This window comes from Sphingobium trunci, from assembly GCF_022664535.1.
Classification (GTDB): domain Bacteria; phylum Pseudomonadota; class Alphaproteobacteria; order Sphingomonadales; family Sphingomonadaceae; genus Sphingobium.
In genome coordinates, this window is sequence record NZ_JAKUJY010000007.1 from 1 (window position 1) to 12,055 (window position 12,055).

Sequence of the window (12,055 nt, forward strand, 5' to 3'; positions counted from 1 at the left end):
ATCCTCACCCCTTCCGGTGCCCGGCGAAGCCGCTGGGCACTCAGTTTCGCCGATCTGCTGCTGTTGCTGCTGGGCTTTTTCGTCATGTTGCAGGCGGGCGGACAGCGTCGCGACGCGATGCTCGCGCAGGTGCGCCAGCAATTTGGCGGGCGCGCCATGGCTCAGGCGACGGAAATCGCCGCGTCCGAACTGTTCGTGCCGGGCGAGGCCCTGCTGACCCCGCTGGGAGAGGCGCGGCTGACGAGGGTGGCGCAGCGCTTTGCGGGGGATCAGGGACGGCTGGAGATCAGCAGCCAGGGCAGCGATCCGGGGCGGCAGCGATTCGATAGCTGGGACCTGGCGGCCGCGCGGCTTGGCGCGGTGGCGCGAGCGTTGAAGGACAGGGGCGTGGATCGGCACCGGATCGTCCTGCGCGGTCTGGACCAGCTGGATGGCGCGGCGGGCAAGGGGCAGGTCATTCGCATATTGCCGGCCCAATGAGAGATGTCTGGCACGATATTTGCGTATCTCATGGTTAATCCTGTCCGCTTCATCGGAGAGACGCCGTGAACATCAAGCCCAAGATCCTCCTTCTGCTGCTGTCGACCCTGGCGTCGCAGCCAGCGATCGCGCAGCAGAAATTCGAGAATCTGGATCGCATCGACAGTCTGGTCGCGATGACCGTCGGCGCCAATGTGGGTGAGCCGGGAGGGCCGATCGCACCGGTCGACCGGCGCTTGCGGCTGGCCGCCTGTCCGGCGACGCCCAATGTGGAGGGGCCTGTGTTCGGGGCCGCGATCGTGAAATGCGATGCGCTGGGCTGGCGGATTCGCGTGCCGCTGGTCGCGGGCGGCGCGGCCGCGGCTTCAGGACCGGTCGCGCGCTATGCTCCCGCGATGCGCGCAGCGCCCAGGGAGGCGCTCGTGAAGAAGGGCGATCCGGTGCAGCTCATGGCGGGAAATGCCAGTTTCAACGTCTCGCGCATGATGGTGGCCGACGAAGACGGCGCCCTGGGCGAGACGATCCGGGTGCGCGAAGACAAGAAATCACCCCCGGTACTGGCGCAGGTCGTGGAAATGGGGATAGTTCGTGTTCCGGGATTTAAGGATTTTTGAACCCGGCCGTTATAGCCTCGTGCGGGACGAATGAAGGATTGAAACAATGATCAACTCTGTCGGCCAGAATCTGGGTGCCGCCATAGAGGCGAACCGTCTGAAGGAAGGCGGCAGGACGACGCGTGCCTCGGCCGCTTCGGCTGCGCCCTCGTCCGCTGCGGCGGCTTCGGCCAGCCCGGTGGCCCGCATGGCGGCGGAAGGCGCACCGGTCGACATGGACCGCGTGGCGGCGATCAAGGCGGCGATTGCTTCGGGCAATTATCCGGTCGATCCGGCGGCGATCGCCGACCGCATGATCGCGCTCGACCTGCCGAGCGCGGGCTGAACCGATGCCGCTCGGGCTTGCCGCGCTGGATGAACTGACCGCAGCGTTCGAGGAATTGCGCGCGGTGCTGGATGGAGCGGACCCGGCGGCGATCGAGTCGGCCAGCGCCCGAATCGCGCGCGCGGCGTCCGGGGTGAGAGCCATCGGCGTATGGCGGTCCGATTCGGCGGTGAAGGACCGGCTGAAGGCGCTCCAATCACTGATGGAGGCGGCGCGGGTGCGGACCAATGTGCTGGCCGACCATGCGAATCAGCGGCTGGCCATTCTGGCCGCCCAGGGATCGGAAACGGCGCCGCTGACCTACGGGCGCTGAAACCCCTTATTTTCGGTGATTTATGAAGGGCGCCCAGGGCGCCCTTTTGCGTTGAACCGAATGCCCGGCCGTTAATTATGAGCGCGCGTTAACCAAATCTTGGCACAAGCCTTGCTCTAATGATCCCCGGGTACCAGTGGGGATTGTTAACCGTGTCGGCTTTCGCAGACATATCAGTACAGGGCGCTTCGGCAGGCAATCGCGTGACCAACGCGATCGCCATGGCCAGCCGCAGGACGGGCGTGGACTTCGCCTATCTGTTGGGGCAGGCCAAGATCGAGAGCAGCCTCAACCCGACGGCCCGCGCGGCGACTTCCTCCGCGACGGGCCTGTACCAGTTCGTCGACCAGAGCTGGCTCGCCGTCATCGACAAGCATGGCAGCGAATATGGGCTGGGCTGGGCTGCCGATGCGATCAGCAAGGGCAGCAACGGACGCTATTATGTGTCCGACCCCGATTTGCGCCAGCAGATACTGGACCTGCGCAATCATCCCGAAACCGCTTCGGTGATGGCGGCGGAGCATGCCGCCGACAACAAGGCCTATCTCGAACAGCGGCTGGGACGCGAAGCCGAGCCGGTCGACCTTTATATGGCCCATTTCCTGGGCGTGGGCGGCGCGGCCAAATTCCTGTCGATGGAGGACAGCGCGCCGGATGCGGCGGCCGCCTCCCTGTTTCCCGCGGCGGCGCGAGCCAACCGCTCGATCTTCTACGACAAGCAGGGCAATGCCCGCAGCTTTGCCGAAATCCGCGACCGCTTTGCCGCCAAGCTCCAGAAGGGCTTCGATTCGGTGGGCACCGGTGACATCCAATATGCCGACGCTTCGCTGCCTTCCGGCGCGAAGACCGTACAGCCCGCCGATTATGTGCGGATCGAAACCCAGCGTCTTGCGAGCGCCGCCGACGTCAGCGTCCGGCCGGACCCGCAGACGGCGCGTCTCGCCTATCTCATGCTTGCCACCCTCGGAAGGTAACGGCCGACAATGACTCCTGCCCAAGTCAAAGCGAAGATCTGGATGAGTGCCGCCAAGGGTGCGGTGCTGCCGATTGCGACGCTGATGGTCGTGCTGTTCATGATGGTGCCGGTGCCTGCGATGATGCTGGACATCGGGTTCATCACCAACATCATGATCTCGCTGGCGGTGCTGATGGTGGCGCTGAATGCCGCAAAGCCGCTGGATTTTTCGAGCTTTCCCACGGTCCTGCTGTTCGCGACCCTGTTACGGCTGGCGCTGAACGTCGCCTCGACCCGCGTGGTGCTGGTGTCGGGGCATGAGGGATCGGATGCGGCCGGCCATGTGATCGAGGCGTTCGGCCATTTTCTCATCGGCGGCGATTATGTCGTCGGCATCTTCGTCTTCGCGATCCTGATGATCATCAACCTCGTCGTCATCACCAAGGGCGCGGGCCGCGTGTCGGAAGTCAGCGCGCGTTTCACCCTGGACGCTCTGCCGGGCAAGCAGATGGCGATCGACGCCGACCTCAACGCCGGCCTGCTGACTCCGGAAGAGGCCAAGGTCCGCCGCCGCGAAGTCGCGACCGAGGCGGATTTCTATGGCTCGATGGATGGCGCCAGCAAATTCGTGAAGGGCGACGCGGTCGCGGGCATCCTCATCCTGGCGATCAACATCGTCGGCGGTATCATATTGGGGGTCGTCAGCCATGGCCTGTCCATTGGCGAGGCAGCCCAGACCTATATCATCCTCGCGATCGGCGACGCGCTGGTGGCACAGGTTCCGGCGCTTCTCCTCTCCATCGCGGCGGCGGCGATCGTCACCCGCGTCGGCAGCGACGACGATCTGTCGGGCCAGATCACCAGCCAGTTCGGTTCGGGCAAGGCCTGGGTTCCGGTGGCCGCGATCCTGACTTTCCTGGGTATCCTGCCGGGGATGCCGCACATGATCATCCTGCCCGCTGCTGCCCTTGCGGGGGGCATCGCATGGCAGTTGCGCAAGGCTGGCCAACGCAAGGCGGCCGAACCCGAACCCGCCGCGCCGCCGCCCAATCCGGCGGTGATCGAGTGGAACGATGTTTCGGACGGCGCGGTGCTGGGCCTCGAAATCGGCTATGGCCTGATCGGGCTGGTCGACGAGCGCAAGGGCGCCCCGCTGATGGCCCGCATCACCGGCATTCGCCGCCAGTTGTCCAAGGAACTGGGCTTTGTCGTGCCGATGGTCCGCGTGAAGGACAATCTGGCGCTGGAGCCGAACCAGTATCGCATCACCATTGCCGGTGTCGTTGTCGGCGAGGACGAGATCTTCCCCGACGACCTGCTGGCGCTCGACAGCGGCGCGCTGGAGGGCACGGTGTCCGGCCGCGAAGCCAAGGACCCGACCTTCGGCCTCGACGCGGTATGGATTTCGCCCGCCAAGCGCAGCGAAGCGGTGGTCGCGGGCTATACGGTGGTCGATCCGCCGACGGTCGTGGCGACGCACCTCAACCAGCTGATCGCGATGAATGCGAGCGAGATGTTCGGCCTCGACGAAGCGCGCAAGCTGCTCGACAATCTGAAGGAGGCCGCGCCGCAGCTTGTCGATGGCCTGACGCCGGGGCTCTTGAGCCTTACCCAGATCAGCGCGCTTTGCCGTGCGCTTCTGGCGGAGGGCATCGCGCTCAAGGATTTCCGCCGCATCTGCGAGGCGATGGTCGATGCCGCGCGGCCCGACATGAGCCCCGACCAGCTGGTCGAGGCAGTGCGCCAGCGGATCGGCTCGCTCATCATCCAGGGCCTCGTTCCGGTGAAGATGCCGCTGCCGGTGATCACGCTCGACGGCGATCTGGAAGCTTTGCTCGCGCAGGCGATGCGCATGGCGGGCGATGCCCGGCACCCCATCGAACCGGCACTGGCCAACCGGATCATCGAAGCCGTCGTGCAAGCCGCCCGGCCGCTGCTGGGTCAGGCGCGCAACTTCGCCATCGTCACCTCGCCGGTCGCGCGTCGCGCGCTCGCCCGCCTGTTCAAGCCGCATCTGCCGGAGACGCCCGTGCTCTCTTTCCTCGAAATACCCGATGGCAAGGGCGTGGAAGTCGTCGCCGTGGTCGGCGGCGAACAGCGGCCCGCGCCGCGCCACGATCCGCTGCCCACGCGCGAACGCGTTGCATAAGGAACTCGTCTCATGTTCATGAACAGGGTCGTCGCCGGTTCCGATGCCAATACCTATGGCCGGTCCGCCAACAACCATTCACCTGAACGCCTCGCGCGCCAATATATGCCGCTGGTGCGCAAGACTGCCTGGCACGTCCATGGCCGCGTTTCGAGCGCCATCGAGATCGAGGATTTGCTCCAGATCGGCATGGTCGCGCTGGTCGAGGCGGCCAACGGGTTCGAGGATCGGGGATTGGGTTTCGCCTCCTACGCGCAGATGCGCGTGCGTGGGGCGATGATCGACCATCTGCGCCGCCATGCCACCATGACGCGGTCCGCCATGGCCCAGCGCAAGCAGTTGGCGGCCATTCGCAACCGGCTGGAGCAGAAGCTCGGCCGCGCGCCGCTGGAAGCGGAAATGTCGGCGGAAATGGGTCTGGATGCCGCCGCCTATCGCGAAGTCGCGGACAGTTGCGAAATGGTGCAACACAGCAGCATGGACGAGGTCTATTCCGACCAGTCCATGTGGTTCGCCGACGTCGAGGACCGTGCCGACGATGTGCTGGAACGGGAGTCGCTAAAGGGTGCGCTGGCCAAGTGCATCGGTGACCTGCCGCAGCGCGAGGCGCTGGTGCTCCAGCTCTATTTCGTCGAGGAACTCAATCTGGAGGAAATCGGCGCGACGCTGGACATTGGCGCGGCGCGGGTCTGCCAGATCAAGAAAGCGGCGCTGGACAAGCTGCGCGAAAAGCTGCGCGACTGGGATTGACGCCGACCGATCAGCTATCGTTGGCTGCGTCGGAAAATCCCTTGATCGGCGCATTGTCCAACTGCAACTGCCGATAGCGCGTCTTCTGGTAATTCTGCGTCCGCCACCACGGCTCCGCCACCTGGAACAGCCCGCTTTTCGCGACATGGCTTCCCAGATCCTTGCGCGCCGTGAAGGCCGCGAAGAAGGGAGCCAGCACCAGCCCCGCTGCCACCGGCATGATCCAGCCGAGGGAAGTGCCCGACCGGATCGCCAGTATCGTCAGGCCGACGCCCAACAATATATGCCATTTGAACAGCCAGATGGCGCCAAGGATCGCCATGCCGTCGCGATCGCGGGTCTGCCCGTTCCAGCTGCTTTTCCGCCCCATCAGGATACCGAACAGATTGATCGTCTGGGTCAGCATGCTGACCGGGGCCATCAGGATCGACAGGCCGATGTCCGCGATCACGCCGCGCATCATGCGGATGCCCCCGCCAAAGCCGATGCGAGTGGACGGATCGGCCAGCGCCCAGAGCATGGCGAGCAGCTTCGGTCCGAACAGCAGCACGGCGGTCAGCACCAGCAGCCCGCCTGAAGGCAGGATCGCACTGGGCGGCCATACGCCCGCCGCCGCGCCGCCCAGTACGACCAGCATCAGCGCCAGCCAGAGCGGCGAGGTGCAATAGGCGGATGCGCCGACGAACAGCTGGAACTTGCTGACCGGATGCATCCCCCTGATCCTGGCGAGGAGGGGTACATGCTGGATATTGCCCTGGCACCAGCGCCGGTCGCGCGTGGCGAGGTCCGGCAGGGAGGGCGGAAATTCCTCGAAACTGTCGTCCGCCATGACGATGTGCACGTCCCACCCGCGACGGCGCAGCAGGGCTGCCTCGATCATGTCATGGCTCATGATATGGCCGCCGAACGGGGCGCGGCCTGGCAGCTCCGGCAGGCCGCAGCTTTGCGCGAAGGCCCTCGTCCGCAGGATGGCGTTATGGCCCCAGAACATGCCTTCGGACCCTGCCCACCAGATCATCCCGGCGGCGGAAATGGGCCCGAACAACCGGCTGGCAAATTGCTGCCATCGGGCGAACAGGGTCGTCGCTCCGACGATGGACGGCACGGTCTGGATCAGGCCGACATGCGGATGCCGTTCCATATCGGCGGCAAGGCGTGCCATGGTCTGGCCGCTCATCACGCTGTCGGCGTCCAGCACGATCATATAGTCATAGGCACCGCCGAAGCGCTGGACCCATTCGGCGATATTGCCGGGCTTGCGCCCGACGTTCAGCGCGCGACGGCGATAATGGACGGGACGGGAGAAGCTCTTGCGCATCTTGAGATAGGCCGTGCGCTCGATCTCGCCATTGGCGGGGTTCGAATCGCTGAGGATGAAGAATTCGAAGCGCTCGCCGCCCATCACCTGCGCCAGCGAGCGCTCCATGATCGACAGCCGGCCCAGCACGCCCTGGAAATCCTCGTTGCAGACCGGCAGCAGCACGGCGGTCCGTCCGCGCAAGGGGGTGGTGGAACGCATGCGATAGGGGCCGGCCCCCTTGCCCTTGCCCACCGTCAGCAGCAGGAAACCGATCAGGCTGGTCGCGAATCCGAAGGCGATCCAGGCGAACAACGGGATGAACAGCGCAAGATAGACGCCTTCCCACACCGAAATGCCGTCCAGGCCGATCGACCGCCGCATCTCGTGCGCCGCCATGGAAGCGGGCAGCAGGGCCAGCAGGACGACCAGCAGGCGCCGTGCCCACAAGTCGACGTTGAACGGACGGTGTGGCAGGTCGCGCGGGCTGGCCGAAAAATCCTGCGCAGGCATGGCCAGCCGCCGTTCGGCGGGCAGATGCTCGAACGCCTTGCCCGGTGCCGGTGCGATGGTCTTACTCGATTCCACGCCGCCAGTTGCCTTCATGCCAGACCCATTGCCCACACTCGTTCATAGAAAAGCCCGTGCCAATAACCTGATTCCATGCAGGCTGGTTCCCTTCAGGCGCCTAGCGGATAATGCACATATTCGCTGAACGGGCGATTGCCGGAGCGAAGCTGGGCGCGAATATCAGCCGCCTTGCCCCGATCCCGGCGGATATCTAGGACCACGCGGAACAAGCCCTTCTGATGGAGGACGGGATAGCCCGCCTTCTTGACAAGCGTTCCCCCGGCCAGGTCGACCCAGATATCGGGTTGCGCCCTGTCGGGCACGCCCGCGAAGTCGATCAGAAGCCGGTCGCCGTCCGGTTCGGATTTGCCGAGCCAGATATTCTCCACCGTGGCCAGTCCGGTCGAGGCGGGCGTGCGGGCGCTGGTCCAGTCCAGCCGGTAGCTGGCCTCGATGCGGCTGCCCGCGCGGGTGGGGGCGGCAGGCGTCCAGTAGGCCGCGACATTGTCGGTATATTCGCTGTCGGTGGGGAAGGCATAAAGCCGCACCTGGCCTGCACCAAGCGGCTTTCGGGCCGTGGCCCAGAGCGAGGGGCGCCGCTCGTAGAACACGCCGTCGTCCTGATAATGGTCGAAGTCGCGGTCGCGCTGGAGCAGGCCGAAGCCCCTGGGGTTGCGCTCTGCAAAGACATCGACGCGAGGCGCGGACGGATTGACCAGCGGGCGGCAATGGGCGGTGCCATCGGCACTGGCGATGCTCAGCATGTCGCTGTCATGGATTTCCGGGCGCCAGTCGGTGCGGGTGCGCCGGTCGGCCTGATCGTACCAGAACATGCTGGTCATCGGCATCAGCCCCAGTTCGGGGATGGCGCGGCGGGTGAAGAAGACCGCATCGACATCCTGATGCACGCCGTCCCGGTCGAGACTGCTGGCAAAGCGCATTGCGCCGGTGATGGACGCGCTGTCGAGCAGGGCATAGACGGTCACGCTGCTGCCCCCGGTGCGTTCCAGCCAGAAATGGGTGAAGCGGGGGAATTCCTCCTTGCCCGCGATGCTGGTGTTGAGCGCGACGGCGCGGGCGGACAGTCCGAACTGCTTGTCCGCGGGCGCCCGGAAATAGGTCGCGCCCAGAAAGGACAGCCAGTCGCCGTCCCGGGCCGCGTTCATGATGCGAAAACCGGCAAAGCCCGCATCCGGCCCAAGCGCGTGCACGGGGCTGCCCGGCGGCGCATCGAACATGGCGGGGTCGTAGCGCAGCGGCGTGGCCCGGCCGCGTTCGACCAGCGCGATGGTGACGGGCTGCTGGACCGTGCTGCTCAGGGGAAAGAGGCGGATGCCGGTGTCGCCGCCAAGCTCGTTCCAGATCGTCCGCTCGTCGCGGAACCGTGCCTGGTTGAAGGCGTCGTAGCCGATCTTGTCCGCGCCGGGGAAGAAAGGCGTGACCGCAAAGTCGCCGCGGGCCAGCCGTTGCGCCCTGCCCACCAGAATGTCCCAGGAAAAGCTGTCTGCGCGGGCCTGCGCGAAAAGAGGCCCGGGAAGCAGCAGCGCCGCGCCGGAGGCCGCGATCATCGCGCGGCGATCTATCTTGGTCATGTTCCGCATCATGGGTGCGAAAAACGCCAAGGCAAGTGTTTCGATCCCGAACCGATCGGGAAATGCGATGAAGCCTCCGTCCGGGGGGACGGAGGCTTCTTTGGACTGGTCGTTTCATCGAAGTTTGTACCCCCGGCACGGTGGGGACTGTTAATGTGCCGGGGGTGGCATGACAGGCTGTCGGTGACCAAGACCTCAGCCGGTCAATTCGGCAAGAAGCGGATTACTGGATCAGCTTCAGGACGTTCTGCTGGCTCTGGTTCGCCTGGGCCAGCATCGCGGTCGAGGCCTGGCTCAGGATCTGGGCCTTGGCGAGAGCGGTCGTCTCGGTCGAGAAGTCCGCGTCCTCGATGCGGCTCTTCGCGTCAGTCAGGTTGGTGACGTTCGCGGTCAGGCTGTTGACCACCGATTCCAGCTGGTTCTGCGCGGCGCCCAGGTTGGCGCGGGTCGTCGAAACCGTCTGGATCGCCGTGTCGAACTTGTCGAGGTCGGCCGAGGTCAGGCTGGTGAAGGTCAGACCGGTGACGGCCGTGATGGTGGCGTCGGTGGTCAGCTTGTCCAACTTGATGTCGACGCCGTCGCTGCTGTTCGCACCGGCCTGGATCGTCACGGTGCCGGCCGTGCCGGCCGTGCCGTCGAACAGGGTCAGGCCGTTGAACTTGGTGTTGGCGAGCGTGTCGGTCAGCTGAGTCGAAAGCGAGGTCAGTTCGGACGCGATGTTCGCCTGAGCATTGGTATCGTTGGTGCCGTTGACCGACTGGACGGTCAGTTCACGCATACGCTGCAGCATGTTGGTGACTTCGTCGAGCGAGCCTTCCGCCGTCTGCGCCAGCGAGATGCCGTCGTTCGCATTGCGGATGCCCTGGGTCATGCCGCGGATCTGCGAGGTCATGGTGGCGGCGATGGCGAGGCCGGCGGCGTCGTCCTTGGCCGAGTTGATGCGCTTGCCGGTCGACAGGCGTTCCATTGCGGTGGAGAGCGCCTTGCTGGAAGCCGCGTTGGCATTCTGAGCACGCAGCGCCGAAGAGTTGGTTCCGATAACAGTCATGATAATCCCTTTCCGTTCACTATCAGGTCGCTGCCATCAGGCTGCTTGCGGCCTCGAAAGGGGATAACGGCGGGCGAAAAAAAGCTTTTAGGCCATGCCTCACTTTTTTTGAAAAAACTTTAAAAAGCCCGGGAAACTGGGCTTTTCTGGAGAAGGGCAGGCGCCCTTATATGCGGAAGCGAGAGAAAAGTTCCCCGCGGCCGGAAAAAAATTGCCGTGATGCGGCAAGAGGTTTGCCGGATTAACCATATGATAACCATGCTCGGGCAATTTGAACCCATCGAAGGGGTCAGGGGTGTACGGGGGTACAAGCCTGCCAGAAACATGGGGTCAAGTTCATGTCATCACTGGACGTGAGCCGAGGAGTCTGTGCGCTCGTTCCGGGCCTGCAGCACTGGCTGGAAAATGCATTCTTCTCCGTGCGTATATTGGACGCGCAGAATCCGCGCGAGCGGGATGACCGGCGCGTGCTGCTGGCGACCGAGATCGGGTACGCCACCCATCGCGACATATTGATCAACCTGATAGATGGGGAACCGTCCCTGGTTCCCGCTGCCAACGGCCTGCCCGCCCGCGTCGCCTTCGGGCTGGAGGATATGGGCTTTGCCTTCGCGCTGATCGCCGCGCTGGCACGGCCTGCTGCCGTACCGGCAGTGGGCGATGCGGCCAGCGCCCGGCTGATGAAGCTGGCCGGCCGCGTGGCCCGCAGCGATGCCACCGTGCTGATCCAGGGCGACACCGGCACCGGCAAGGAAGGCATGGCGCGCTTCCTGCACGCCCAGTCGGGCCGCACGAACCATGACTTCATCGCCGTCAACTGCGCGGCTCTTCCCGAAACCATGATGGAAGCCATGCTCTTCGGCCACAAGAAGGGCAGCTTCACCGGCGCGAACAATGCGTCGGAGGGCCTGTTCCTGGCAGCCGACGGCGGTACGCTGTTCCTCGACGAAATTGCCGAGCTGCCGCTCGCGCTGCAGGCCAAGCTGCTTCGCGCGCTGCAGGAGGGCGAGGTGCTGCCGGTCGGCGCGACCCATCCGGTGCCGGTCAATGTCCGCATCATCGCGGCCTGCAACCGCAACCTCGCTGCCGAAGTCGCCGCCGGGCGTTTCCGCGAGGATCTCTACTGGCGCCTCAACGTCATGCCGCTGGAACTGCGTCCGCTGGCGGAGCGTCCGGGCGATGTCACCGCCATTGCCGCCGCCATGCTGCTGCGTTCGCCGGAGGCCCTGATATGGCCGACCGCCGCCGCTCTGGCGAAGCTGGCGGCGCATAGCTGGCCGGGCAACGCACGCGAACTGGGCAATGTCCTCCAGCGCGCCATCGTCCTGCGCGACGGCGACCGGATCGATGCAGACGACCTGCACATCACCGGCGCGCCACAGCCGCTGCGCGTGGTGCAGGCGCAGGTGCTGGAAACGGCCCAACCGATCCGCCTGCGCGATGTCGCCCATCATTCGAAGCTGGAGGCTGTCCGCGCCGCGCTGCGCGAAACCGATGGTCACCGCGCCGCCGCCGCGCGCAAGCTCGGCATTTCCGAACGCACCTTGCGCTATCGGCTCGCCGAGATGCGCGAGCTGGCCGCTTAAGGGGAGATAGGGCATGTCTAGCATTTCCCCCACCGACAGCGTGATGGCGATCCGCAACGCCATCCTTCAGAAGAACGCCGCGCTGCGCGATGTTGCCCAGACCGGCAATGTCGGCACCGGATCGGCGGTCGGCACCAATGGCGCCACCGCGCCGGGCGGCTTCACCGATGCGCTGAAATCGGCGCTGGAGCAGGTCAATGGCCTGCAAAATCAGGCGGGCGAAGCCGCCGCCTCGTTCGAACGGGGGGAAACGACGGATATTGCCGGCGTCATGCTTGCCAAGCAGCAGGCGTCGGTCAGCTTCGAAGCCACCCTTCAGGTCCGCAACAAATTGTTGTCCGCTTACAAGGACATCATGAGCATGCCGGTGTAATCC

The 12,055-nt window shown here is 65.2% G+C and carries 12 protein-coding genes; 9 read left to right on the plus strand and 3 right to left on the minus strand.

The genetic code is table 11. The features are described 5' to 3' along the window. From MJ601_RS08115 to MJ601_RS08145, 7 genes are all read left to right on the plus strand, one after another. The coding region (locus tag MJ601_RS08115; protein ID WP_245405716.1) for a flagellar motor protein MotB at positions 1-480 on the plus strand (480 nt) is incomplete at its 5' end. Between the two features lie 65 nt (positions 481-545). Beyond that, positions 546-1,094: a flagella basal body P-ring formation protein FlgA gene (locus MJ601_RS08120; RefSeq protein ID WP_242125192.1), complete on the plus strand. Its 549-nt coding sequence runs from the start codon at positions 546-548 to the stop codon at positions 1,092-1,094. Positions 1,095-1,140: 46 nt separating this feature from the next. Next, positions 1,141-1,419 (plus strand): flagellar biosynthesis anti-sigma factor FlgM, encoded by a 279-nt coding sequence (flgM, locus tag MJ601_RS08125; protein WP_242125194.1) that lies wholly within the window; start codon positions 1,141-1,143, stop codon positions 1,417-1,419. Between the two features lie 4 nt (positions 1,420-1,423). Then, positions 1,424-1,732 carry a hypothetical protein gene (locus tag MJ601_RS08130; RefSeq protein WP_242125196.1) on the plus strand — a complete coding sequence of 103 codons (309 nt, stop codon included), beginning with the start codon at positions 1,424-1,426 and terminating at the stop codon, positions 1,730-1,732. 152 nt (positions 1,733-1,884) lie between these two features. Continuing rightward, complete coding sequence (locus MJ601_RS08135) at positions 1,885-2,706, plus strand: lysozyme family protein (RefSeq protein ID WP_242125197.1); 822 nt, start codon at positions 1,885-1,887, stop codon at positions 2,704-2,706. A gap of 9 nt (positions 2,707-2,715) precedes the next feature. Next, positions 2,716-4,836, plus strand: a complete 2,121-nt coding sequence (flhA, locus tag MJ601_RS08140; protein ID WP_242125199.1) for a flagellar biosynthesis protein FlhA — start codon at positions 2,716-2,718, stop codon at positions 4,834-4,836. A gap of 12 nt (positions 4,837-4,848) precedes the next feature. Then, positions 4,849-5,586, plus strand: coding sequence for a sigma-70 family RNA polymerase sigma factor (locus tag MJ601_RS08145; protein WP_242125202.1), 738 nt, complete (start codon positions 4,849-4,851; stop codon positions 5,584-5,586). Between the two features lie 10 nt (positions 5,587-5,596). On the opposite strand, the gene mdoH is transcribed toward MJ601_RS08145, so the two are convergent. From mdoH to MJ601_RS08160, 3 genes are all read right to left on the minus strand, one after another. After that, positions 5,597-7,489 carry a glucans biosynthesis glucosyltransferase MdoH gene (mdoH, locus tag MJ601_RS08150; protein ID WP_242125204.1) on the minus strand — a complete coding sequence of 631 codons (1,893 nt, stop codon included), beginning with the start codon at positions 7,487-7,489 and terminating at the stop codon, positions 5,597-5,599. Positions 7,490-7,563: 74 nt separating this feature from the next. Beyond that, positions 7,564-9,045: an OpgD/OpgG family glucan biosynthesis protein gene (locus tag MJ601_RS08155; RefSeq protein WP_242125206.1), complete on the minus strand. Its 1,482-nt coding sequence runs from the start codon at positions 9,043-9,045 to the stop codon at positions 7,564-7,566. A 223-nt stretch (positions 9,046-9,268) separates the two neighbouring features. Beyond that, positions 9,269-10,093, minus strand: coding sequence for a flagellin N-terminal helical domain-containing protein (locus MJ601_RS08160; RefSeq protein ID WP_242125208.1), 825 nt, complete (start codon positions 10,091-10,093; stop codon positions 9,269-9,271). 338 nt (positions 10,094-10,431) lie between these two features. On the opposite strand from MJ601_RS08160, the gene MJ601_RS08165 reads away from it, so the two are divergent. Both MJ601_RS08165 and fliE read left to right on the plus strand, forming a co-directional pair. Beyond that, positions 10,432-11,679, plus strand: a complete 1,248-nt coding sequence (locus tag MJ601_RS08165) for a sigma-54 interaction domain-containing protein (protein WP_242125210.1) — start codon at positions 10,432-10,434, stop codon at positions 11,677-11,679. Positions 11,680-11,692: 13 nt separating this feature from the next. Continuing rightward, a complete protein-coding gene (gene fliE / locus MJ601_RS08170) occupies positions 11,693-12,052 on the plus strand; it encodes a flagellar hook-basal body complex protein FliE (protein WP_242125212.1) in 360 nt (119 codons plus the stop codon). The last annotated feature ends 3 nt before the right edge of the window (positions 12,053-12,055 follow it).